Here is a 24,112-nt window from a genome sequence, read left to right on the forward strand (position 1 = left end):
CTTTCATCGCATCCGGCTCAAGCAAGCCCCGGAGGGCTTCGCAGGATTGCAGATTTAGGGGTCCTCTTCCCATCGCCTGCATGGTGTTGACGATGACATTCGGAGTGCACAAGGCGGAGATTGGTTCGTTCATCCGAGCCGCCGTCGCGCCGGTATGTGAAGTGATGCTTGTGGAGCATCTTCTTCGACGCCGAGAACCAGTCCATCCACTCGCGTGGACTGTCTGGCTCATACTCGGCACCGGCGATCAGCGCCTGTTTGCAGAGCGGGCATACCCCTCTCTGCCGAGCGGCCAGGTAGAGACTTGTCCTGTCCATCGGAGGAGGCGCTTGCTTGCGACGACGGTTCTGCCAGTAGCCGATCAGGCTTGGGTCATCCGGGGATGCCCCACCCTTCACAAGCTGGTGGCGAGAGATGCTCGTCCAGACAAATTTTGGGAGGTAGGCACCGTTACTCCGGTTCCCGAACACCCAGTTGTCTTGCCTGTGTTGATTGAACCTGCCGTAGTACCGGGCTGTCACCCAGTTCCGCGACTTCCCTTCGTGGCTGCGCCTGGCCCATCGGTAGGTCAGCCGCCACATGTACGTGTCCATCGAGTTGAAGACTTTCGATGACGCCACTGACCGGTAGTAGGCCGTCCAGCCTCGAACGATCGGGCTGAGCTTCATCAGCACGGCTTCGATGCTCGCCCCTCGCAGGGCAATCATCTCCTTCCGTAGCCGTTCCCGGAGCCTCTTGCGTGCCGCCACGCTCGGTTTGATGATCAGTTTCCCACTCAATCTACGCACGGTGAATCCAAGGAAATCAAACCCATCTTCCAAGCGGACGATGGAGGTCTTCTCTTCGTTGAATTGAAGACCCCTTGGTGCCAACCATTCTGTAAGTCGAGCCTTGACCTGACGCGCCTGTTCTTCGTCACAGCACAACACGACGAAGTCATCGGCATATCTCACGAGCACCGGGTGGCCAGGTACAGCACCGGGAGACTTCCCGGCCCTGACTGTGGCGTACCGGCAGCCGGCGGCCTGCTCCATCCCGTGTAGAGCAACGTTCATCAGGAGAGGGCTGATTACGCCACCTTGAGGTGTTCCTTCTTCTGTCGGAGCGAATCGGCCTCGGTCGATCACGCCAGCTTTGAGCCACCCACGGACGAGTCCCCTTGCAGGGAACTCGCCGAGCATCGCCATCAGATGGTCGTGATTGATCCGATCGAAGGCTGCTGACAGGTCGGCATCCAGTACCCACCGGCGGCTCGGGTTGTGGCCCTTCACCGTCCAGAAGATCGCCGCTACCGCATCCTGACAGCTGCGGCCCGGGCGGAAACCGTAAGACTTCGGCTCGAACCGCGCTTCCCACTCGGGTTCCAAGGCGTTCTTAACGCGCGCCTGGATGATCCGGTCACGGATGACCGGGATACCGAGCGGCCTCTGTTTCCCGTTGCTCTTGGGGATGAACACGCGTTTGACTGGCCTGGCTCTCCAGGGTTCAGACGACTGATGGATTTCGTCCGCCAGCCTTCCTCGCTCCTTGGGAGTGATGGCCTGTTCCCCATCGATTCCAGGGGTCTTGCGCCCCTTGCTCTGCTGCGTGACACGCTTCACGCTCACCAGCGTGTTGCTGTGACTCCGCAGCATCAGCTTCTGCAAGTTTCGGACCTTCTTCAGATCCCCTTCCTGCGTAGCCTTGAAGATCCGCTGCCTCAGTCGTCGTACGTTCTTCTCGCACTCGGCCCAGCTGATGCTGTGCCAGTCGACGTTCACGCCTTCGGGTCCGTTCGCCGTCGGCATGGAAGCAGCAGCGGTCGCCTTGGCCCCCAATTTCGCCTCCCGCATCTAACTTGCCCCTCAGTTCGGACTACCTTGCTGCGGTGAGTTCAAAGGCTCACCTGATCCAGGTGGGCTCCCTTTCGGGCCGAGCCATGGGGCTCGTATCCGGCGAGTTATGCGAAGACAGATGAAGGTTCCGTCCCCGGTTTCCTCTGACCTTTCGGTCCACCGGCATTTGCTTCTTGGATCATCCTGTTCCCGCCAGGGAGTTCCGCCTTCCTTGCGGTCGCCTTACCAAGCCATGACTTGGACCCTGTCGGGGTTACCACGTTCCACACCAATAAGATTCGGCTGGGGTGGGCGCCCCCTTGCACTCCGGGACCGACGGTGTCCTCCCACCGAGCAGAATTCCCCGGTGGTCGCCTGATGCATTGCAGCACCTGGTCCTTAAGCCGCCGATTGCAAACCACCAAGCGGCTTTACCCTTACGAAGCATCATCGAGGGTTCACTTGCGTTCGCCCGTCCAGCCTTCCCCTTCGCCTGTTGCTTCCCGATGGCCGGGACGCTCTTGGGCTTGACGCGCTCAGCTTCACACCCCGCCGTTACCAGCGACGCATGTGAGCGTGGGGACGAGCCTTGGACACTGGCTCGGAGTTCAGCCGTCGGGTACCTCCTTCAATTGGCTGTCCTCACTTAAATTGGTGCGACTTCGTGTCGCACATTCCGTGGGGTAGTTGACGAGGCCGACGGCACCCAGCGCGGCACCGAGCACCCGCCGGTTGGCCCGCGCCTCCGGGCCGATCGTGGCGGCGTCCGTGCAACAGGCGCCGTCACTCTCCTCCGGGTCGGCGTTCACCCGCGTGCCCATGTCGAGTTCGCGCCCGCCGGCGTCGACGAGCGTGAGGTCCACCGCGGCGCCCGCGCTGTGCGGGGCGATCTCCGGCGGCGACACATACCGGCTCGCGGCCTCGCGCAGCCGCTCCGGCGACCAGTCCGGGTGAGCGGCCCGCAGCGTGCCCGCGTACCGATCGAAGTACTGGCGCTGCAGCGCGGGCGGCCGGTACCCCTCGACGAGCAGCAGACGCAGACCGTCCGGGAGGAGTTGCTGCCCCCTGAGGAGACGGATCAGCACCCCTTCTCGCAGCTGCGCGAACGCCCCGGACGGCTCCGCCCGGCGCGTGTCCACGGCGAGGGAATCCCGCAGCCGGACGTCGACGAGCGGTTCGCCGCAGTCGGCCACGGGGACGGCCGCGACCCTGGGATCCGCCATCAGCACGATCTCGTCCATGCACTGATCCTCTCCGGCCGGCCGGTCAGGAGCGGCCGTCTTGCACGGCCTTGGCCTGAAGCCGTTGGTCCTGGTAGTCATGGCCTGTGCGATTCGAGAGTGTTCCCATGCCGGCGGCGGTCGAGGCACGGCCCCGCGACGCTCGTGGGTATCCGGTGCCGGCGATCACCCCCTGGGAAGGGGAGGAGCCCCAGTTCGCGCTGACCGACTACGACCGCAGCGCCGCATGTGCGCGGAACCGTCTGTGCTCGGTCTGCAACCAGGGCATGCCGCAGGGGCCGGTGTGGCGTGTGGTGGGGGCCGCGGAGAGCGCGGCGATCGGGGAGGCGCTGGCCGCGGGGCGCCCCTATCGCAATCTCGCGCCCACCCTCGAAGGACCGGGGCACCGTGCGTGCATGCTGTACGCCTCGATGGTGTGCCCGTATCTGGCCCGGCCCAACGCCCGGCGCGGCATGTCGGCGGCGGAGCCGGACGACATGACCTCGCACGTGGTGCGGGGCGCCGTCCGGGGCGCGCTGGGTGCGGTGGTGGGGTTCGGCGCGTACGAGTACGCCGTCACCGGCAGCCGGGTGCTCTTCCGGTTCCTCGACGTCGTCGAGTTCCTGCCGCACGACACCGCCGACGCGCACCTGGACGAACTGCGGGCCGAGCTCGCCCGGACCGCGAAGTGACCCGCACCTCCCGGCCCGGACGCGCGCGGCCCGAACTCTCGTACGACGTCAGGGGCGGTACGCCGCCAGGCCGGTCGTCGAGGTGACCTTCGTCGGACGACCCGTGCCGTCGGCCGGCAGGGTCACCGTGCCGGACGGGGTGCGCACCGCGAGGGTCTTGCCGTCGGGCGACCAGGCCGGCTCGGTGTAGTCGGTCGTGGCGTGCGGCGTGAGGTCCTTGATGTGGTTGCCGTGCGTGAAGTCCTCCACGAGCACGTGGTCGTGGCCGGCGACCGAGCGCACGAAGACGACCTCCTCCTCGTTCGGGGACAGGGCCGGCTCGGAGCCCTGGGTGAGCTTGCCGCCCTGCTGGCGCAGGTAGTCGTCGCGGATGTAGACCGCGCCGTCGTGGTCGTTGGCGTACACCGAGGTGCCGTAGTGGCCGCCCGCGTTCGGCCAGACGTTGCCGGTCTGCGGCAGCGCACCGCCCGGACCCGGGTCGCCGTACAGGGACAGCGTCTTGGGCGTCCCGCCCACGGACTTGGCGGAGATGAACTTCAGCCGCGACACACCGCCCGCGCGCGCTGCGAAGATGAGGTTGTCCTTGGCGGGGATGCCGTTCTGGGTGTCCTTCGCGGTCACCTGCCAGGTCGGGTGCGACCAGTTCTGGTTGCCGGGGTTCTTGGCGACGACCACACGCCCGCTGCCGTCGGGGTTGGCGATGTCCAGGTTGCCGGAGCCGTCCACGAAGGCGGCCTTCCTGCCGTCCGGGGACCAGGCGAGGTCCCGGACCGGCACGCCGAAGTTCACCTTGTGGCTGCCGATCAGCACGTACTTGGTGCCGTTGCTGACGGTCAGGGTGCCGTGCGAGGCGGTGGGTGCGGCCGAGGCGGCGCCGGCGGCGCCCAGCAGCGCGGAGCCGGTGACGGCTGCGGCCACGGCGATGGCGGCCGCCATGGTGCGGGTACGGGTGGTCATGGCTGAATTCCCCCAGGAACAAGGACTGGTCAGGTCGTTCGGTGAAGCCGAGCTTGACAGGCCCTGATCTTCGAATCGTCCGTTCGGTGTCACAGGGATGTAACACAGGGGACAAGGTCCAGCTGATCGTTCAGCCGATCCTCGTGAAACTCCTTCTGACCAAAGGACATGGATGAGACGAAGATCCCTCACCGGGACGGCCGCAGCGCGCTCATATCCACTGCTCTGGGGCCTGGATCCGGCGCACTCCCAACGGTCGGCTTTCGACCCCAACGGCCGCGACGACTCCGCCACGCTCACGCTGAACCGAGTCCGCGAACCGCGCGCCGATGCCGAGCACCTCCCCGCTCGGCGTCGGCGCGCGCACCCGTCAGGCACTGGAGCCAAGGCGGTCCAGCTCAGTTCCGATCGCCTCCCGCAGCGCGTCGTGCCGCCGACCGAGCCGGAACCGCTCGTCCCGCCACCGCTCCGGCGGATACAGCCACACGGGCTTCCCCACCACCTCGGGCGACTCCCACCCGAACCGGGGCCACACGTGGGCGTGCAGGAACGGGTCCTTGTTGCCGAGAATCTCCAGGTTCACCCTGAGGAAGGAGGGGTCCAGCTGCCGGCAGGCCCGTTCGACGGCCTCTCCGAGCCGGTCCATGTCGGACAGGAACGCCAGCCGCTTGGCCCTCGGCAGGTCGGACAGCCGGTGCACACCCGGCTCGTCCACCAGGAGGACCGAGTATCCGGGCAGGAACTGCACGTCGCCGATCACCGCGAACCCCGCCCGAAGCCGCCGCAGCACCGTCGGGTTCTCGCCCCGCAGTGCAGCCCCGATCCGATCCGTGCGCCAGTCGTGACTCATGGCCCCAACCTAGGTCACCCCCCTGCGGGCAAGGGGGGTGACCTGCGGAATTGCTTCAGAGGGGCGGCAGATCGATGGCCCGGTCGACGTCCCGCGGCCGCAGCATGCGCAGGAGGGCTTCCAGCAGGTAGTAGTCGGCGTGGGGGAGGGAGATCTCGCTGCCGTCCTCGGCCGGCCGGTTGCGGGTGCAGCGGGCGACTGCTGCTTCCACGCGGGCGGATTTCCGGGTCGGACAGGTCTCCGACAGCGCGGTGAGGGTCCGCAGGGCGACCCGTCGGTACTCGGGCTCGTCGGTCGCGGCGGACAGTCGAGCAGCCCGCAGGCCATGACCGCGCCCACGGCGAGTCTGCCTGCCGTGGCGAGAAACCCCTGATCCCCGGTCCGGCGGTTCATCGTGGTGAACCCGTGGATCCCCCCACAGGGTTCCCGGCCAGAACCCTCCGACCCGGTCACCGGACGGGGAGTAGGTCCATTTCCCGAACTTCGTACCGGCGGGAGCCGGTCACGCCCCGTGCGGCGGCGCGCAGCTTCTCCACCGCGTACTCGGCCGCCGCGCGCAGTGCCCGCGCGGCCGATGCCGGGTCATCGACGCCGGACGCCTCCGCGGCGTCGGCGGATGAGGTGGCGGTGGCCGAGGCTCCGGCTGCGACGGCGAGCACGGCGCACGACTCGGGTCCGGGTACGGTGCGGGGCGACCCGCTCATGGGCCGGCGCATCCGGCGATCCCGGGACGGCCGGGCGGGTCCCAGCCGATTCCCGTCCGGAAGGTGACCGCCGATGTCCCAGCCCGCCCTCACCACCCCCGTCGCGAGCACGTCGAGTGCCCCGGTCCTCGCCGAGGTCGTCCGCTCCGGATTCGTCGAGGGGCGGCACCGGGGCAGCGTGGTGCTGCTCGCCGCGGACGGCACGGTGGAGTGGGCGATCGGTGACGTGCTCTCCCCCGTCTTCCCGCGTTCCGCCAACAAGCCCATGCAGGCGGCGGGCATGTTGCGGGCCGGCCTCGACCTCTCGGGAGAACGGCTGGCCCTGGCCGCCGCGAGCCACTCCGGCGAGCCGTTCCATCGCGACCTGGTGCGCGCGATGCTCGACGAGCACGGGCTGACCCCGGAGCACCTTCAGTGTCCGCCCGCCCTCCCGCTGGACCAGGAGGAACAGGAGGTCTGCCTGGCGGCCGGCGGCCGGCGTGACCGCGTGGCCATGAACTGCTCCGGAAAGCACGCGGCGATGCTGGCGGCCGCCGCGCTGAGGGACTGGCCGCTGGACTCCTATCTGGACCCGGACCATCCGCTCCAGCGCGTCATCCGCACGGTCGTGGAGGAGGCGGCCGGTGAACCGGTGGCCGCTGTCGGCGTGGACGGCTGCGGGGCGCCGCTGATGGCGATCAGCCTGACGGGCCTCGCCCGCGCCTTCCGCTCCTTCGTCGTCGCAGCACCGGGTACGCCCGAACGGCGGGTGGCCGACGCCATGCGGGCCCACCCCGAGTACGTCGCCGGAACCCGCCGTCACGACACCTGGCTCATGCGGGACATACCGGGCGTCCTGTCGAAGGTCGGCGCGGAGGCCGTGCAGGCCCTCGCCCTGCCCGACGGGCGTTCCCTGGCCCTGAAGGTCGAGGACGGCGGAGTCCGGGCCCTCGGCCCCGTCCTGGCCCGTGCGTTGCGGCTGATGGGGGTGACGGCGCCCGTCGTGAACCGCATCGGCCGTACGCCGGTTCTGGGTGGCGGGGAGGAGGTGGGGGAGGTGCGTGCGGTATTCTGACGTCGCCCTACGTTGCTGACGTATCGTCAGACTGCTTGCTGACAAGGAGAGTTGGGGAATCTGCCGGCTATCGGCGCGGCGCATGCCTGTCTCCTTCCGTTCCCTGAGCGTTCAACTGGCGATTCCTGTGAGTGTGGTGTCCTCTTCTTAGGGTCCTTGAGGCTTTCGAAAGAAGGGGCTCATGGACTCACTCCTCGCGATCCGGGCGCGCGGGATCACCAAGTGCTTCGGCGATGTCGTCGCACTCGACGGCATCGATCTGGATGTGGCGCAGGGACAGATCCACGGCCTGGTCGGACCGAACGGCGCCGGCAAGACGACCCTTCTCGGGCTCCTGCTCGGCCTGGCCGTGGCCGACAGCGGCCGGCTCGAGATCCTCGGTGTGCCGGTGGGCAGGAGGTTCGCCGCTCCCGACGGTGTCGCCGGGTTCGTGGACGGGCCGGGGCTCTACCCCTCGCTCACCGCCAGGCAGAATCTCGCCGCGCTCGCCTCCCTGCGAGGCCGGGACGCGCGCACGGCGCGCATCGACGACATTCTCGACCAGGTCGGGCTCACCGATGTCGCCGACGACCGGATCCGCGGCTTCTCCCTGGGCATGCGGCAACGGCTCGGGCTCGCCGCCGCCCTGCTCACCGAGCCCCGGCTGCTCGTGCTCGACGAGCCGTCCAACGGCCTCGACCCGGCCGGGAAGAAACACGTGCACGGTGTCCTCGCCCGGCTCGCCGCCGAGGGGACCGGCGTCGTGCTGTCGAGCCACCGCATGGACGACCTCGAGGCGCTGTGTTCCGACGTCACCATCCTCGCCACCGGACGCGTCGTCTTCTCCGGCCCGCTGAACAAGCTGGCCGCCGAGAACCGTGAACTCGACTACCGGCTGCTCACCTCCGACCCGCAGACCGCGCGCAGGCTGGCTGCCGGCATGCCCGGCGTCCGCCTCGTCGACGAGGCCGCAGGACGTCACGGCGCCGACGGGCTCGTCGTACGCGCCCTGGTGCCGGCCCTCGACGAACTGGTGGTGCGGCTCGTGCAGTCGGGCGTCGCCCTGCGCGAACTCGCCCCCGTGGTGTCCCCGCTCGAGGCCGCGTTCCTGGCCCTCACCGAGCAGCAGAACACCGGCACCCGGCCTCGGGTGACCGACGCCCAGCCGCAGGAGGCCGGCCGATGACCGCGACCGCAACCGTCGCCGCCGCCACCCCCACCACCGGCACGGACCGCGTCTCCGTGGCCCGCGCCTACCGCTTCGAACTGGTCAAACTCGTCTCGCAGTGGCGGATCCGCCTGCTGGTCCTCGCCTGCTGGATCGCCCCGGCGCTCTTCGTCGCCGGGGTGAGCCGGCAGAGCACACTCCCCGCCGACACCCTCTTCGGCCGCTGGATGCTCGCCACGGGATGGGCCGGGCCCCTGGTGATCCTGGGCTTCTCGGGCACCTGGGCACTGCCGCTGCTGACGTCCGTCGTCGCCGGCGACGTCTTCGCCTCCGAGGACCGGCTCGGCACCTGGCGTCACCTGCTCGTGGCGACCCGCTCGCCCCGCCGGATCTTCGCGGCGAAGGCGCTGGCCAGTGCCAGCGTGATCCTGCTGCTCGTGGCCGGGCTGGCCGGCTCGAGTACCGTCGGCGGTCTCGCGGCGGTCGGCAACCACCCACTGGTCGGCCTCGACGGCCATCTCCTGGCCCCGGGGGACGCCGCCGGCAAGGTGCTGCTCGCCTGGGCCTGTGTGCTCGCCCCGACGCTGGCCCTGGCCGGGATCGGCCTCCTCGGGTCCGTCGTGCTGGGGCGGTCCCCGATGGGCCTGCTGCTCCCGGCGGTCGTCGCGCTCGCGATGCAGCTCGCCCAGATGCTGCCGCTCCCCGTCGCCGTCCGACTCGCGCTGCCCAGCTGGGCGTTCATCGCCTGGAACGGGCTGTTCACCAGCCCGTCACAGCTCGGCCCGCTGGTCATCGGCATCGTTGTCAGCCTGGTGTGGGCGGTCGTCGCGACGGCGCTGGCCTGTCTGCTCTTCCTGCGACGCGACTTCACCAACCCGACCGATGACGGCTCGGGCCGCCGCGCGGTCACCGCCGGACTCCTGCCGCTCGCCGGGCTCGTCGCCGTCACGGTCGCCGTGGTCGCGGCGGTGACCGGCGCGAGCACCGGCTCCGGGATCCAGCAGGACAAGGTGCAGCGCTCGCTCGCCACTGCCTTCGCGCACCTCTACCGGATGCAGACCACACAGCTCAACCGGCCCGCCGTCACCGAAGCACAGCTGAAGTCAACGGCCGCCTGCACCAAGGGCGGCGTCGCGGACGACGCGGAGGGCGCCGGCAACGACTGGCGCTGCGTCGTCTCCTGGCATCTGCCCGGTACCCAGACCACCGGCCAGGCCGTTTACCAGCTCGACATCACCGCGGACGGGCGGTTCGTGGCCGACGGCGACGGACCGAAGGAAGTGAACGGCTACTTCCTGGTGCGGACTTCGACCGGAGACGCACCGAACCCCCTCTGGCAGTTCGACGGCAACGTCGAACTTCTCTCCACCTCCCCGAAGGGATGACGTCATGCAGATAACGCGCCGCCGCCGGCAGGCCGAGAAGGAGTACTTCGACCTGCTGGGCAGACGCGTCGGCCGCCGGGCAGCGCTGCTCGCGGCATGCATCACCACGGTCGCCCTGGCCACCGGCACCGCTGTCGCCTCGACCCACCAGTTCGGCACCGACCAGGTCGGCCAGGTCACCGACAAGGGCCAGGTGGTCTCCGCCGACCAGTACATCTCTCCCTACGGCAGCCGCCTCGTCATCAACGACGGCAAGATCATGTCCTCGACCGTCAGCCCGGACGGCAGCCACCTCGCGGCCGCGGTCGCCGACGGCGATGCCGCGCTGGTCGTCGTGGACCTCAAGACCGGGCAGGTGAAGCAGAAGGTCGGCACCAACGCGGCGGACGACCTGCGCATCAAGAGCGGTTCGGTCGGCCAGGAAGGCCCGACGTACTCGCCCGACGGCAAGCAGCTCTGGCTGGGCCAGACCGACGGCTACACCAGGTTCACGGTGAACGCCGACGGCACCCTCGCCGACCCGGTGACCGTCCCGATCCCGGCCGACGGCACCAAGCACGCCCTGGCGAGCGCGGCCGTGTTCTCCGCCGACGGCTCCACCGTCTACTCGGCGGTCAACGGCCAGAACCGGGTCGTCGCCATCGACGCGGCCACCGGCGCCGTCAAGCAGAGCTGGTCCGTGGGCAACGCCCCGCGCGGCATGGTCCAGGCCGGCGACAAGCTCTACGTCAGCAACGAGGGCGGGCGTCCGGCCAAGGCCGGCGACACCACCATCAACTCCTACGGCACCCAGGTGCCGGCCGACCCCAGGACCGCTGCCACCACCACCGGCACGGTCAGCGTCATCGATCTGGCGAACCCGTCCGCCGCCGTCGGGACCATCGACGTCGGGCTGCACCCGACCGCCGTGTACGCCAAGAACGGCGCGGTGTTCGTCACCAACACCGCCGACAACAACGTCTCGGTCATCAACACCAGGAACGACAAGGTCGTACAGACCATCTCCACCCAGCCGTGGCCGGAGGCCTCGGTCGGCTACGAGCCGAACGCGGTGACGCTCACCGACGACGGTCATCTGCTGGTGACGCTCGGCCGTGCCAACGCGGTCGCGGTCTACCGCTACACCTCCCCGCAGGAGCCGGTGTCCTACGTCGGCCTGCTCCCGACGGACTACTTCCCCGCGGAGATCACCACCGTGGGCAGGACCGTGGTCGTCTCCAACACCCGCGGCGTCGACGCCCGCCGCCCCGACAGCGCCGGCCACGGCACCCACGACACGACCTCCAGCCTTACGCAGTTCGCGCTGCCCAGCGACCGTGTCATCCGGTCCGAGACCCGCAAGGTCTTCCAGCAGAACGGCTGGACCGAGGGCTCGGTGAGCTACGCCGACAAGCACAGCAACGCCAGGCCGGTACCCGTCCCGGCGCGGCTCGGCGACCGCTCGACGATCAAGCACGTCTTCCTGATCGTCAAGGAGAACCGGACCTACGACCAGGTCTACGGCGACATCGCAAAGGGCAACGGCGACCCGTCGCTGACCCAGTTCGGCGAGAACGTCACGCCCAACCAGCACGCCCTCGCCGAGCAGTTCGGGCTCTACGACAACACCTACGACATCGGCACGAACTCGGCCGAGGGCCACAACTGGCTGATGCAGGCCGACGATCCCGAGTACACCGAGTCCTCGGCCGGTGAGTACCAGCGCAGTTACGACACCGAGGACGACGCGCTCGGCCACCAGAAGACCGGCTTCCTGTGGACCGGCGCACAGGCGGCGGGCAAGACCGTGCGGGACTTCGGCGAGTTCCAGCAGTTCCTGACCAAGCCGTCCGGCGCGAGCTGGCAGAACCTGTACTGCGACGCCAAGAACATGGCGGCGACCGGGCAGGGCACCGCCTACCCGCTGAACTCCTCCTCGCCGATCCCGTCGCTCAACAGCGTGTCGGTGCCCGGCTTCCCGAAGTTCGACACCAGCGTCCCGGACGTCTACCGGGAGCAGATCTGGAAGCAGGACTTCGAGAAGAACGGTCCGGCGAACCTCAACATGTTCTGGCTCTCCAGCGACCACACCGGTGGTCCGGCGAGCCCCGCCGCCCAGGTCGCCGACAACGACCTCGCGACCGGCAGGATCGTCGACGAGATCTCCCACAGCAAGTACTGGAAGGACTCGGCGATCTTCGTCGTCGAGGACGACTCCCAGGCCGGCCTCGACCACGTCGACGGTCACCGGGCGCCGATCCAGATCATCAGCCCCTGGGCCCAGCACGACACGGTCGACAGCCACTACTACTCGCAGATCACCATGATCCGTACCATCGAGCAGATCCTCGGGATCCGCCCGATGAACCAGAAGGACTCCGCTGCCACCCCGATGCGCGGCGCCTTCACCCAGCACCCGGACTACACGCCGTTCACGGCGCTGCCCAACCGCACCTCGCTGACCGACGGTCTGAGCACGCCGCCGTCCTGCGGCGTGGACACCCCGGCGAAGCAGGACCTCAAGGCGGCGGCCGTGCCGTCGGCGAAGGTCCCGTCGGACATGCGGAAGCTGGCGGACGAGTGGAACAGCTGGAAGTCGAAGCAGCGGCTGACCGGGCCGAACGCCGTACCCGACTACGCCAACCCCGCGCAGATGAACCACCTCACGTGGTATCAGACGCACAACTGGAAGACGCCGTACCCCGGCGAGAAGAAGATCTACGCACCTGACGACGTGCCGGGTGCCTACATCCCGTCGTCGGAGTCCGACGGCTGACACGGGCCGACCTGACGAGGACCCCTGGCCGGCACACGCCGCCAGGGGCTCTCGCCGTTCCCGCGCGCCCACTGACCTCGTCCCATCGGGGGGTGGGCGTTGCAGGCTCGTAAGGACCGGAGATCCCATCGGGCATAGCCTGATGAATGGGCGGATTCGCGGGCAGTGTGTCACCGCACCCCCGGTGAAGATCGCCGCAGCTCACCGGTGAAGGAGGAGACATGTCGGTTTCCCAGGAGCGACAGGCGCCTCCGGACCCCGCCAGGCAGGAGGCGTTCGCGGCCGAGATGGTCGACGTCCTGAACAAGGCGGCACTGGCCCTGCTCACCAGCGTCGGTCACCAGTGCGGCCTGTTCGACACCCTGGCCGGCCTGCCCCCGTCGACCAGCGCCGACCTGGCCGAGGCGGCGGACCTCGACGAACGGTATGTGCGGGAGTGGCTGGGAGGCATGGTCGTCGGCGGCCTCGTCGAGTACGACCCCGCGGGGGACACCTATGCGCTGCCGGCGGAGCACGCCGCGTCGCTGACCACGGCGGCGGGCCCGGAGAACATGGCGGCCATGATGCCGTACGTCGCGCTGATGGGCGAGGTCGAGCAACAGGTCGTGCGGTGCTTCCGCCGGGGCGGGGGAGTGCCGTACTCGGCGTATCCCCGCTTCCAGGCGCTGCGGGCGGAGGAAACCGCCCGGATCTACGACGTCGCCCTGGTCGATGTGATCGTGCCGCTGGTGCCGGGCCTCCCCGAGCGCCTGCGGTCCGGCATCGACGTGCTCGACGTCGGTACGGGGCAGGGCCATGCCCCGCTCGTGCTGGCGAGGGCGTTTCCCGCGAGCCGCTTCCTCGGCCTGGACCAGTCGGAGGCGGCGATCGGGGTGGCACGGGCCGAGGCGGCCTGTGCACGTGTGCACAACCTGAACCACACCGTCGCCGACGCGACACAGATCACCGGCGAGTACGACCTCATCACCGCCTTCGACGTCATCCACGACCTGGCCCGGCCGGCCGAGACCCTCACGGCGATCGCCCGCGCCCTGCGCCCCTCGGGCACGTTCCTCATGGGTGACATCGCCGCCTCCAGCAGACTCGAGCAGAACATCGGCCATCCCTTGGGCCCCGCCCTCTACGGTTTCTCCGTCTTCTACTGCATGACGACCTCGCTCAGCACGGGCGGTGCCGGTCTGGGCACGGTGTGGGGCCGGGAAACGGCCCTGCGGATGCTCCGGGAGGCCGGGTTCGGGACCATCGACGTCAAGTCGGTGGAGGGCGACCCGATCAACGTCTATTACGTGGCTACCAAAGGCACCCGGCCATGAACACCATCGACGCAACGGCTCTCGGCGGTCTGCGCGAGGCACTGCGGGGATCCGTGATCACACCGCGGGACCCCGGCTACGACGCGGCCCGCAGCATCTACAACGCCATGATCGACCGGCGGCCGGCCGCCTTCGCCCGGTGCGAGGACCTGGCGGACGTGCAGACGGTGATCTCCTTCGCGCGGGACACCGGCGTCGAGCTCGCCGTGCGCGGCGGCGGCCACAGCGGCCCGGGTCTGTGCCTCGTCGACGACGGACTCGTCCTCGATCTGTCCCCCATGCGCTGGGTCAGGGTGGACCCGGAGACGGACACCGCCCAGGTGGGCGGCGGCAGCCTGTTCGGAGACGTCGACCACGCGACCCACGCCGTCGGGCGCGCCGTACCGTCCGGGATCGTGTCGACCACGGGCGTCGGCGGTCTCACCCTCGGCGGCGGCCACGGTCACCTGACCCGCAGGTACGGCCTGACGGTCGACAGCCTGCTGTCGGCCGACGTCGTCCTCGCCGACGGCAGCTATGTCACCGCGTCCCGGGAGAGCCACCCGGAGCTGTTCTGGGCGCTGCGGGGAGGGGGCGGCAACTTCGGCGTGGTGACGTCGTTCACCTTCCGGCTGCATCCGGCCGGCACCGTCGGGGCCGCCGTGACGGTGTGGCCGGTCGAGCGCACCCCGGAAGTGCTGCGCTGGTACCGGGAGTTCCTGCCCGCCGCGCCGGACGTGCTCACCGGGTTCTTCGCCCTCCTCGTCGTACCGCCCGGCCCGCCCTTCCCCGAGCCGATCCACGGGCAGAAGATGTGCGGCGTCGTGTGGTGCTACACGGGCGACCTCTCCGAAGAACACCTGGCGCAGGTGTTCGCCGTGGTGAACGAGCCGGCGCCGCCGGCCTTCCACTTCGCCGCCCCGGTGCCCTACCCCGCCCTGCAGACCATGTTCGACGAACTGCTCCGCAAGGGACTGCAGTGGTACTGGCGCGGCGACTTCTTCGAGACCATCTCCGACACCGCGATCGACGTGCACCACAAGTACGGGGAGAACATCCCGACCGGCCTGTCGACCATGCACCTGTACCCGGTGGACGGGGCGGCCCACGAGACCGACGCGGACGACACCGCGTGGGCCTACCGGGACGCCCTCTGGTCGGGTGTGGTCGCCGGCATCGACCCTGACCCCGCCCACGCCGACGCGATCCGGCGGTGGTGCGTCGACTACTGGACCGACCTGCACCCGCACTCCATGGGCGGCTCGTACGTCAACTTCATCGGCCACGGCGAGAGCCCCGACCGGGTCCGGGCCACCTATCGCGGGCACTACGACCGCCTGGCGGCCGTCAAGCGCGCCTACGACCCGGACAACCTGTTCCACGCCAACCAGAACATCCCACCGGCCCCGGACTGACGCGCGTGCATGCCTCGTCCGGGCCGTCGGCCGGGGCCGAGGGCGTCTACCGCTCGGCCGGACCGATCCTGCGGCCCGTGAGGCTCGTGGGCCGGATCGACACCCACATCTCGCGCTCGCCGCCCGCCCACGGCGGAGTGTGGGCGCGCCGGGTGAGTGCCCGCACGGTGGCCGGGTCCGTCACGACGCTCGCCGGGCCGACGGCGAGGACGCTCCAGCCCTGGCTCAGGGCCTCGTCCACGTGGTCGACCTCGAAGGCGACCTCCCGTTCGGCGGCCGCCGCGGCCACGGAGTCGGGCGCGGTCCGGAAGACGATGGCGTCGTCGACGACGTCGTAGTTGACGGGGACGACCGCCGGTCGGCCGTCGGCCGTCGACACCGAGACACGTCCCACGCCGTGCGTGGACAGCAGTGAGCGGCATTCCTCCGGGGCGAGGTCGCGCAGCTCGGGATGGAGCAGTGCGTGGCCCTGACCGGGTGGGAGATCGATGCCTCCGCCGCGCAGCGCGGCGACCGTGGTGCCCAGCACGTCGGCCAGCCTGACGAGCGTCGCCAGGGTCGGGTCGGCGGGCCGTTCCTCGAGGTACGCCAGATAGTCGGGCGACATCCGGGCGCGGCCGGCCATCTCCTCGCGGCTGAGGCCCTGTCTCCTGCGCTCGAGGGCCACGCGCCGGCCGATGTCACCGGGGTTGGCCGACCCTGGTGGTGGGGCGGTGCGGGACAGGGTGGTCATGTCACCCGTGTCCTGTGGTGGCTCGTGCGCGGCCGGGGCCCGTTCGTGGTGCAGCGGGCGGATGTGTGCGTCCGGTCCGGGGAACACGAGGGTCACTTCGTCCGTGTCCGACCAGCGCACGTCGTAGGGAGGCGTGCCGTCCGCATGGTGCAGTCCGATGATCTCGCCGTCGCGCCTGGTGGCGCCCGTCGCCGGACTTTCCACGACGAGCTGGTCGCCGAGGTGAGCTCGCATGATCGCCGCCCTCTCCTCAGACTGCTGCTGTATCCAACCTGCCACGCGTCGGTCCCGCCCGCCTCATGGACGGCTCCCCTCTCGGTCCCGGCATCGGCCGGCGGGCGGTCGTGTTGCCCGGAAGACCGGTGGGCGTGACCGTGGAGGAGGGAAGAGCGAGGAAGTGAGCACCGTGCGAGCGCTCGTCTACCACGGCCCGTCGGAGACCTCCTGGGACACGGTCCCGGATCCTGCGATCGAGGAGCCGACCGACGCGATCGTGCGCGTCGACGCGACCACCATCTGCGGCAGCGATCTCCACATCCTCCGCGGGGACCTCCCCGAGGTGAAGCCGGGAACGGTCCTCGGTCACGAGGCCGTGGGCGAGGTCGTGGAGGTCGGTGGCGAGGTCCATCACCTGCGTCCCGGTGACCAGGTGATCGTGTCGTCGGTCTCGGCGTGCGGAGGGTGCTGGGCGTGCCGCGACGGGATGTACGGCCAGTGCGCCGGGGGCGGCGGATGGCTTCTGGGAGGCCTGATCGACGGCACCCACGCCGAGTTGGTACGGGTTCCCTTCGCCGATCAGTCCACCACCCGATGCCCTTGCGACGTCCCGCTCGACGACGCGGTGCTGCTCGCCGAACTCCTCCCGACCGCCTACGAGGTCGGGGTGCGCAACGGCCGTGTGTCGCCGGGGGACACCGTGGTCGTGGTGGGCGCGGGACCCGTCGGCCTCGCGGCCGTGGTCGCCTCCCGGCTCTACTCTCCCCGCAGGATCATCGCGGTGGACCTGGCCGGCGCCCGGCTGGAGACCGCCGTCCGCGTGGGGGCCGATGCCGCCGAGTCACCGGGGAGGATGCTCGCCGAGCTGTCCGAGGGACCGGGCGCCGACGTGGTCATCGAGGCGTCGGGGGAACCGGATGGCTTCGTCCTGTGCACCCGCGCGGTCCGCACGGGCGGGCACATCGCCAACATCGGCGCGCACGGCAGACCGGTGACGCTGCATCTCGAGTCCCTGTGGCGCAAGAACGTGACGATCAGTACGGGCCAGGTGGACACGTCCTCCACCCCGCGGCTGCTCGAGCTGATGAGGTTCCGGCGTCTGCCCGTCGCCGGGTTGGTCACCCACACCTTCGGCCTGGACCGGATGGAGGACGCGTACGACGTGTTCGCGCGCGGGACCAGCACGGGCGCCCTGAAGGTCGTCCTGCACCGTCGATGAAGGTTCTTTGGGAGGTGACGGGTATGACGCGCCGGCTCCGGCTCACGCTGCTGGGTGTGGGCGCCATGGCGTCCCCGCGTTTCGCCCCGGCCGGCCTGCTGGTCGCCTACGGCCGCCGGCGCGTCGCGTTCGACGGCGGTCCCGGCGCGGAGCCCCCCGAGGGCCGGCTGGACGCCTGGCTCGTCACCGATGAGCACGCCGAACTGCGCTCCGCCCTGCGACGCCTCGCCGCCGAGCGCGGGCTGGTGCCGCGCATGACGGACCTGGACCTCGGCGAGCTGCGCATCCACGCGCTGCCGGTCGCGCACACCTCCCACCCCACCTGCGGTTACCGCATCGAGTCAGAGCCGGGGGAGGCGGTGTGGGCACCGGAGTTCCGGACCTTCCCCGCCTGGGCCGCCGAGGCGGACCTGATGTTCGCCGAAGCCTCCTCCTGGGACCGCCCCGTCCGCTTCCGCGGCGGAGTGGGCGGGCACGCCCCCGTACGGGACGTCGGCGCGGAGGCGGCAGGGAAGCGGGTCGGGCGCCTGGTGTACGCGCACATCGGCCGCCCTTGCCTGCGGGCGATGGACGCCGGTCTGGCCCCCGAGTTCGGGGAGTGGGGCCGGGAGGGCCGTACGTACGTCCTCCCCGCACCCGGTGCTGAAGGAGGCCGGTCATGAGCGCCGGCGCCTGCGCCAAGGCCTCCAGGGCCCCGCCGCTGAGCGGGTCGGCCTCGCAGCCCCTGCCGACCCCCCGGACGCCGGCCCCTCGCCGGGGTCATGTGGCCCCCGATGCCGCCCGGCACGGCGCCGGCCCGGAGACGAAACCCTCACCCTGGAGGCGGAGACCATGCCCGGAACCGTCGTGGCAGGCATCGACGGCTCGCCCGAGAGCCGGGCCGCGGTGGAGTGGGCGGCGCGCGAGGCGCTGCTGCGCGGCCTGCCGCTGAAGATCGTGTACGTCAGCGAGCCGGTCCCTCGGCGCCTGGCCCAGAACCCGCTGCTGGCCCCCGAGAGCTACCAGCACTGGGCCGAGCAGATGCTGCGGGAGTCCGTCGAGGGCATCCGGTTGCGTCACCCGGGCATCGCGGCGGTCGCCGAGCAGCTCACCGGAACGGTGGCCGACCTCCTGTGCGAGGCGGCGGGTTCCGCCGAAATGCTGGTGCTGGGTTCACGGGGTCTCGGTGCGGTGGGCGGGTTCCTGGGCGGCTCGGTGAGTCTGGCCGTCGTGGCCCGCGCCGAGCGTCCGGTGGTGCTGGTGCGGGCAGGAGAGCGGGCCGCGGCCGAGCACGAGACGCAACGCGCGGGCGTGTCGTCCACTGCGGCGCCCTTCCGGCCCGTCGTGCTCGGTCTCGACATCGACGATCCGAACGACACCCTGCTGGAGTTCGCCTTCGACGCCGCCGCGTGCCGGAAAGCCCCCTTGCGGGTCGTCCACAGCCGGCCCGAGCCACCGACCGCCTTCTACCGCTTCTCCGGTGACGCCGAGCTCCGCGACTCGCTCGCGCGCGGACAGGCCGGCCTGCTGAGCAAGGTGCTGCGACCGTGGCGGCAGAAGTTCCCGGACGTGGAGGTGATCGAGTCGAGCCGGACCGGCAGCGCCGCACAGAACCTCGTCGAGGATGCCCGCGACGCCTCACTGGCCGTCGTCGGCCGGCGAATCCGCACGGGCCTTTTCGGCGCCCGCATCGGCCATGTCGCGCACGCCGCCATCCACCACGTCGCCGCCCCCGTCGCGGTCGTCGCACACGGCTGACCCGCCACTGCGAGGAGGAGACCCATGGCCGAGCGCGGAGCCGACGGCCCGGAAGAGGCCATGCGGCCCGATGACTGGGGCCGCCCGTCCGGCGAGGGTGAAAGGGGGCCGGCCGCGACACCACCGGCGGCCGAGGGGGACGACCGGGGCCGTACGCCCGCCCGGCACGAGGAGGCGACCATGGACGAGCAACTCGCGGTGCGGAGTCTGATGGATGCCGCCCCGTACTCGATCGGCGACGACGAGAGCGTGCTGATGGCCTGGGAGGTCATGGAGCGGTCCGAGCAGTGTCAGCTCCCGGTGGTCCGTGCGGACGGCTGCTGCGCCGGAGTGCTGGACCGCGCAGAAGTCGCGGTGGCCTGTGCCGCCGCGGCTGCGCCCCTGTCCCGCAGCAGGGTCCGCGAGCTCGTGCACGCGCGCCGGACCGTCACGGTCCACCCCGAGGAGTCGGTGCTGCGGGCGGCGGCCGTGATGACCGAGGAACACCTCGACGCCCTGCCGGTCACGGATGCACGCGGGCGGCTGGTCGGCCTGCTCACGGCCCGGCACTACGTGGCCGCAGCCGCGGGCCTGCACACCCGCACCGAGTCCGACGGCCGGCATCCCGCACGGGCCGCCCTGGACGGGCTGCCGCCGCGCCGCGCGGCGCAGGCACGCGGAATCGTCATTCCGTAGCGGTCCCGCTCGCGGGGCCGTTCGCTCATGAAGGGAGGCTGACGTCATGGTCTGGGCATCTTGGACCACCCCCGGGGTCTTCACCGGCCCGGGCGGCACGCGAACCGAGGAGGCGGGGGTCGTCGTCGGCGACCTGACCGTCCACACCACCTGGGACGGCAACGAGGCCGACGTGTCGGTCCAGTACACGGGAACCTCCGAATGGTTCACCCTGACCGGAAGTCCCGTGCCCTGCCGTTCCGAGGTGCAGAGCCGGCACCTGCATCAGGCAGCCGTGGAAGCGGTCAGGGCGGGCGGCGGCTCCACCGTCCCCCGACTCTGAGCAAACCGGATTGCCCCTGCGCCGCCGGGTGCGCATCCTGTTGGGATGCGGTTCTCCGTCAACGTCCCCAACTTCGGCGACTTCGCCGATCCCCGTAACGTCGCGACCGTGGCGGCTGCGGCCGAAGCGGCGGGCTGGGACGGGCTGTTCGTCTGGGACCACGTGGTGCACCGGCACCACCAGGGCCGTCCCTTCGGGGACCCCTGGATGCTGCTGACCGCCGCCGCACTGGCGACCTCCCGGATCCGGCTCGGCGCCCTGCTGACGCCGGTGCCGCGTTACCGTCCGCAGCAACTCGCCCGCCAGGTGGCCACGTTGGACCATCTCAGCGGTGGCCGGGTGATCTTCGCCGCGGGCCTGGGAGGTCCGATCGAGGACGAGTACGGCAGCTTCGGCGACACCACCGATCCACGCCTCCTCGCCGAGCGGCTGGACGAGGGACTTGAACTGTTGCGGCGGCTGTGGTCCGGCGAGCCGGTGAACCACCACGGCCGGCACTACCGGGCGCGGGACGTGACGCTGCTGCCCGCCACCGTGCAGCGGCCCGGACCGCCGGTGTGGATCGGCGGGTTCTGGCCGCGCCGCCCGCCCATGCGCCGAGCGGCGCGGTGGGACGGCGCGGTGCCACTCTTCGAGACGGCCCGGCACGGGCATGTGCCGGATGCGGCGGAGGTACGGGAACTGGTCGGCTACGTGCGCAAGCAGCGTACGGCCGCAAGCGAGCGCCCCTTCGCGTTCGTGCTCGGCGGCGCCACGCCCCCGGACCCGGCCAGGGCCAGGGACGTGCTCGGTCCGCTGTACGACGCCGGTGCCACCTGGTGGGACGAGCGGCAGGTTCAGACCGGCCCCGACCTGGACCGTCTGGCACCGGTGCTGCGCCGCGTCGAGGCGGGCCCGCCGATGTCCTGAACTCATCGTCGCCGTACCCGAGGCCGCGTCGGTGATCCGGACGTTGCGTCGCCGAGGGGTCCGCCGGCGCACACGCCACGAGGGGAGACTCCGAGCCCGCCTCGCCGCACACCTCCACCCCACGCTCACGCCCGCACCCTCCTGGTGACGTTCGGCCGGTCGTGGGCTACGGCTTCCGGGCTGGGCCGCCGTGTTCGGCGATGATGTCCGGGCCGGGCGCACCGGGCTCCGGGCGCCACTGCGTGACCGGGACGACACCGGGGTCGATGAGTTCCAGGCCGTCGAAGAACCCGGTGATCTCGTCGACCGTGCGCAGCTTGTACGGGACGGCACCGCTGCGTCCGAACGGCCGCCCGCCGCCCATGGGTTCGGGCTACCGGCCGTCGGACGGAGCGTCTGTGCGGCAGGGCTCAGCCCGTGCCACCTGTTTCGTACACCTTGGGCCGGTGGCCCACCCTGCGGATTCCCGCACCCCCGGGCCCTGGTGTCCCGGGGGTTCTCCGCCGTCCGGCCGGTCGGTCGCGCGCACCGTCAGCCGAGCTGGAAGGTCGCCTCGACCGGGTAGTGGTCGCTCGGAGCGTTGGTGTCGATCTGGCCCGCGGTCCAGCCGGACTGCGGGTCGAAGTCCACCTGGACGGTGGGCAGCGCGGCCGGCGTCGGGCGGCCCGGCGCGTCGAGATAGCCGATGTAGTCGAGGTCGTCCCGGTAGTCCTTCGGGAAGGACTCGATGCCGGACATGTACTGGCACCAGGCGGAGACCGGGCAGTCCATGGTCCTCAGGGGCTGACCGGAGTCGGTGGCCGGGGTGCCGAGTACGCCGTTCACCGCGGTCTGGGCGTCGGTGTAGTCACCGCGCGACCGGCCGCCGTAGTACTCCACGTTCAGGTCGCCGCCGATCAGCACCGGCGCGGTCGAGCCGGCGATGCCGTCCACCCAGGTGCGGATCTCGCCGAGTTGGGCGAGCCGGGTGGACTGCGTGGTGTCCGTGGACGTGTCGGACTCGTCGGCCTGCAGGTGGGTGCCGACCACCCAGCTCTTCACACCGTCCTTCTGGATCTGCACCAGCGCCGCGCCCTTGTTGGCGTGGTAGTCCCAGGTGCCGTAGGTGGAGTTGCTGAAGACATGGGCGTACTGGGCGGTGATCGGGTACTTGGAGAGGATCATGGTGCCGCCGTTGATGACGAACCACGAGTTGGAACAGTCACCGCTGATGCCCGTCCAGCCGCCGCCGGAACAGGTCTGGCCGACGACAGGGGTGTGGTAGGGGTAGAGGTCGGCGAGCTTGCTGGTGATGTCGGCGGTCGAGCTGTTGTTGAAGTCCTCGTCCAGCACCACCACGTCCGCGCTGTGCTTGCGGATGACGGACTCGATGGTGGGGGTGCGTTGCGCCGCCTTCTCGTTCTGGGTGCTGTCGACGATCGCGGTGCCGAGATCGACGTTCCAGGCGAACACCGAGAGACCGGTGCCGGTGCCCGCGCTCGCGGCGGGGGCCGCGTAGCCGCTGAAGCCGAGCAGCAGAGCTGCCGCTGCGGAGGTGAGGGCGGTAGCTGTACGACGCGAGACCATGCGCTCTCCTGGTGAGGTGGGTAGTCCCCGGGCCGTGACCGGATACTCCGGTCGCGTACATGACAGCGCCGACTCTAGGGTGCTCACCGGTACGTCCGAGGGAACTTCGTTCGATCACCTCATGGAGAAAAGGTGTCTGGACAAGTTCGTCCCGTGCGGAGTGAATCCGACAGGCCGACGCCTTCTGCTCGTCTCCCGTCTGCTCACACGGACGCTGGGCCGGAGCGTGCCGGGAGGACGCCGCCCTAGGGTGGGTGTATGGGCGGCGGTGTGGTGACGCTGTTTCTGTGCGGCGACGTGATGCTCGGGCGTGGCGTCGACCAGATCCTGCCGCACCCCGGAAGTCCGGTACTGCGCGAGGGTTACGTCACGGATGCCCGGTCGTACGTGGAACTGGCCGAGGCGGTCAGCGGTCCGATCCCCGCGCCGGTCGACCCGGCCTGGCCGTGGGGCGAGGCGCTGGCGCTGCTGGACGAGGTCGCGCCGGATGCCCGGATCGTGAATCTGGAGACGGCTGTCACGCGCAGTGATGCGTTCATGCCGGGGAAGGCGGTGCACTACCGGATGCACCCGGCCAACCTCCCCGCGCTGACGGTGGCACGGCCCGATGTGTGCGTCCTGTCCAACAACCACGTGCTGGACTTCGGTCGGCCGGGCCTGGCGGAAACGCTGGACGCACTCGCCGGTGCGGGCCTGCGGGCCGTGGGCGCGGGGCGCACCGCCGAGGAGGCCTACGCGTCCGTGACGGTCCCGGTCGGGCCCGGCCGCCGCGTCCTGGTCCACGCTCTGGGGGCACTGTCCAGCGGCATCCCGCCCGACTGGGCCGCGACCACGGACCTCCCCGGCGTCGCCTATGCCCAGGAGCTGTCGGCGGCGGCAGCCGAGGCGGCCCTGCAGCGGGTGCGGCGGGACCGGCAACCGGGCGACGTCGTGGTCCTGTCGGTGCACTGGGGCTCCAACTGGGGATATCTCGTCCCCCACGAGCAGACGCGCTTCGCGCACGCCCTGGTCGACGGCGGCGTCGACCTTGTCCACGGGCACTCCTCGCACCATCCCCGCCCCGTCGAGCTCTACCGGGACCGGCTGATCCTCTACGGCTGCGGCGACTTCATCGACGACTACGAGGGCATCTCGGGCTACGAGGAGTACCGCGACGACCTCAGGCTCGGCTACCTCGTCTCGGTCGAGGCGGACACGGGGCGCCCCGTCGCCCTGCGGATCTTCCCGTGGCAGGCGCGGCGGATGCGGCTGGAGCCCGCCGGTGACCGGGACCGCGCATGGCTGCGCTCGACCCTCGACCGGATCAGCCGCGGCCTGCACATCGCCATGGAGGCCGACGGCACGCTCGGAGTCGCCGGGGGGTTCGCGGGCGCGGGCCGGTGAGGCAGGGTCGCCGGGCGTCACGCGGTGCGGTGGGGGTATGGCCGGAGAGTCGCGGGTACCCGTGCGG

Annotated in this window: 22 protein-coding genes and 1 pseudogene; 14 read left to right on the forward strand and 9 right to left on the reverse strand. The window is 70.5% G+C overall.

Features of this window, described 5'->3' with window-relative positions; all coding sequences use genetic code 11:
- Positions 1-17: 17 nt before the first annotated feature.
- Positions 18-1,832, reverse strand: coding sequence for a group II intron reverse transcriptase/maturase (gene ltrA, locus ACFYZB_RS25720; protein WP_388762799.1), 1,815 nt, complete (start codon positions 1,830-1,832; stop codon positions 18-20).
- 590 nt (positions 1,833-2,422) lie between these two features.
- Entirely contained in the window at positions 2,423-3,055 is a 633-nt protein-coding gene (locus ACFYZB_RS25725; RefSeq protein ID WP_388762800.1) for a M15 family metallopeptidase, read from the reverse strand.
- A 107-nt stretch (positions 3,056-3,162) separates the two neighbouring features.
- On the opposite strand from ACFYZB_RS25725, the gene ACFYZB_RS25730 reads away from it, so the two are divergent.
- Positions 3,163-3,726 (forward strand): hypothetical protein, encoded by a 564-nt coding sequence (locus ACFYZB_RS25730; protein ID WP_388762802.1) that lies wholly within the window; start codon positions 3,163-3,165, stop codon positions 3,724-3,726.
- 48 nt (positions 3,727-3,774) lie between these two features.
- Here ACFYZB_RS25730 and ACFYZB_RS25735 read toward each other — a convergent pair whose 3' ends face one another.
- From ACFYZB_RS25735 to ACFYZB_RS25750, 4 genes are all read right to left on the reverse strand, one after another.
- A complete protein-coding gene (locus ACFYZB_RS25735; RefSeq protein WP_388762804.1) occupies positions 3,775-4,683 on the reverse strand; it encodes a hypothetical protein in 909 nt (302 codons plus the stop codon).
- Between the two features lie 370 nt (positions 4,684-5,053).
- Positions 5,054-5,533, reverse strand: coding sequence for a diadenosine tetraphosphate hydrolase (locus tag ACFYZB_RS25740; protein ID WP_388762805.1), 480 nt, complete (start codon positions 5,531-5,533; stop codon positions 5,054-5,056).
- 55 nt (positions 5,534-5,588) lie between these two features.
- A complete protein-coding gene (locus ACFYZB_RS25745; RefSeq protein ID WP_388762806.1) occupies positions 5,589-5,744 on the reverse strand; it encodes a hypothetical protein in 156 nt (51 codons plus the stop codon).
- A 238-nt stretch (positions 5,745-5,982) separates the two neighbouring features.
- Positions 5,983-6,237 carry a hypothetical protein gene (locus ACFYZB_RS25750; protein ID WP_388762808.1) on the reverse strand — a complete coding sequence of 85 codons (255 nt, stop codon included), beginning with the start codon at positions 6,235-6,237 and terminating at the stop codon, positions 5,983-5,985.
- A gap of 73 nt (positions 6,238-6,310) precedes the next feature.
- Between ACFYZB_RS25750 and ACFYZB_RS25755 the strand changes: the two genes are divergently transcribed.
- From ACFYZB_RS25755 to ACFYZB_RS25780, 6 genes are all read left to right on the forward strand, one after another.
- Complete coding sequence (locus ACFYZB_RS25755) at positions 6,311-7,291, forward strand: asparaginase (RefSeq protein WP_388762809.1); 981 nt, start codon at positions 6,311-6,313, stop codon at positions 7,289-7,291.
- Positions 7,292-7,472: 181 nt separating this feature from the next.
- A complete protein-coding gene (locus tag ACFYZB_RS25760; protein WP_388762810.1) occupies positions 7,473-8,456 on the forward strand; it encodes an ABC transporter ATP-binding protein in 984 nt (327 codons plus the stop codon).
- Entirely contained in the window at positions 8,453-9,823 is a 1,371-nt protein-coding gene (locus ACFYZB_RS25765) for an ABC transporter permease (RefSeq protein WP_388762811.1), read from the forward strand. Before ACFYZB_RS25760 ends, ACFYZB_RS25765 begins: the two co-directional genes overlap by 4 nt.
- Before the next feature lie 4 nt (positions 9,824-9,827).
- A complete protein-coding gene (locus ACFYZB_RS25770) occupies positions 9,828-12,578 on the forward strand; it encodes an alkaline phosphatase family protein (protein WP_388762812.1) in 2,751 nt (916 codons plus the stop codon).
- Positions 12,579-12,799: 221 nt separating this feature from the next.
- Positions 12,800-13,891, forward strand: a complete 1,092-nt coding sequence (locus tag ACFYZB_RS25775) for a class I SAM-dependent methyltransferase (protein ID WP_388762814.1) — start codon at positions 12,800-12,802, stop codon at positions 13,889-13,891.
- Positions 13,888-15,285: an FAD-binding oxidoreductase gene (locus ACFYZB_RS25780; RefSeq protein ID WP_388762816.1), complete on the forward strand. Its 1,398-nt coding sequence runs from the start codon at positions 13,888-13,890 to the stop codon at positions 15,283-15,285. The genes ACFYZB_RS25775 and ACFYZB_RS25780 overlap by 4 nt, the downstream gene beginning before the upstream one ends.
- Positions 15,286-15,331: 46 nt before the next feature.
- Here ACFYZB_RS25780 and ACFYZB_RS25785 read toward each other — a convergent pair whose 3' ends face one another.
- Positions 15,332-16,252: a DUF1918 domain-containing protein gene (locus ACFYZB_RS25785; RefSeq protein ID WP_388762817.1), complete on the reverse strand. Its 921-nt coding sequence runs from the start codon at positions 16,250-16,252 to the stop codon at positions 15,332-15,334.
- Positions 16,253-16,424: 172 nt separating this feature from the next.
- Here ACFYZB_RS25785 and ACFYZB_RS25790 point away from each other — a divergent pair, with 172 nt between their 5' ends.
- The 6 genes from ACFYZB_RS25790 to ACFYZB_RS25815 all read left to right on the forward strand — a co-directional run bounded on the left by ACFYZB_RS25790 (position 16,425) and on the right by ACFYZB_RS25815 (position 21,096).
- Positions 16,425-17,453 (forward strand): alcohol dehydrogenase catalytic domain-containing protein, encoded by a 1,029-nt coding sequence (locus tag ACFYZB_RS25790; RefSeq protein WP_351213423.1) that lies wholly within the window; start codon positions 16,425-16,427, stop codon positions 17,451-17,453.
- A 23-nt stretch (positions 17,454-17,476) separates the two neighbouring features.
- On the forward strand, positions 17,477-18,115 hold the full coding sequence (locus ACFYZB_RS25795; protein WP_388762819.1) for a hypothetical protein: 639 nt from the start codon (positions 17,477-17,479) through the stop codon (positions 18,113-18,115).
- Positions 18,116-18,284: 169 nt separating this feature from the next.
- Entirely contained in the window at positions 18,285-19,190 is a 906-nt protein-coding gene (locus tag ACFYZB_RS25800) for a universal stress protein (protein WP_388762821.1), read from the forward strand.
- A 24-nt stretch (positions 19,191-19,214) separates the two neighbouring features.
- Positions 19,215-19,865 carry an HPP family protein gene (locus tag ACFYZB_RS25805; protein WP_388762822.1) on the forward strand — a complete coding sequence of 217 codons (651 nt, stop codon included), beginning with the start codon at positions 19,215-19,217 and terminating at the stop codon, positions 19,863-19,865.
- Positions 19,866-19,911: 46 nt separating this feature from the next.
- On the forward strand, positions 19,912-20,187 hold the full coding sequence (locus tag ACFYZB_RS25810) for a hypothetical protein (RefSeq protein ID WP_351213305.1): 276 nt from the start codon (positions 19,912-19,914) through the stop codon (positions 20,185-20,187).
- Between the two features lie 45 nt (positions 20,188-20,232).
- Positions 20,233-21,096 carry an LLM class flavin-dependent oxidoreductase gene (locus ACFYZB_RS25815; protein WP_388762824.1) on the forward strand — a complete coding sequence of 288 codons (864 nt, stop codon included), beginning with the start codon at positions 20,233-20,235 and terminating at the stop codon, positions 21,094-21,096.
- A 166-nt stretch (positions 21,097-21,262) separates the two neighbouring features.
- Here ACFYZB_RS25815 and ACFYZB_RS25820 read toward each other — a convergent pair.
- Both ACFYZB_RS25820 and ACFYZB_RS25825 read right to left on the reverse strand, forming a co-directional pair.
- Positions 21,263-21,442: pseudogene (locus tag ACFYZB_RS25820) on the reverse strand (SAM-dependent methyltransferase); the annotation flags it as partial.
- Positions 21,443-21,627: 185 nt separating this feature from the next.
- Complete coding sequence (locus ACFYZB_RS25825) at positions 21,628-22,662, reverse strand: sphingomyelin phosphodiesterase (protein ID WP_388762826.1); 1,035 nt, start codon at positions 22,660-22,662, stop codon at positions 21,628-21,630.
- A 258-nt stretch (positions 22,663-22,920) separates the two neighbouring features.
- Between ACFYZB_RS25825 and ACFYZB_RS25830 the strand changes: the two genes are divergently transcribed.
- Complete coding sequence (locus ACFYZB_RS25830; protein ID WP_388762828.1) at positions 22,921-24,045, forward strand: CapA family protein; 1,125 nt, start codon at positions 22,921-22,923, stop codon at positions 24,043-24,045.
- Positions 24,046-24,112 lie beyond the last annotated feature (67 nt).

This window comes from Streptomyces sp. NPDC001852 (assembly GCF_042891825.1).
Classification (GTDB): Bacteria; Actinomycetota; Actinomycetes; order Streptomycetales; family Streptomycetaceae; genus Streptomyces.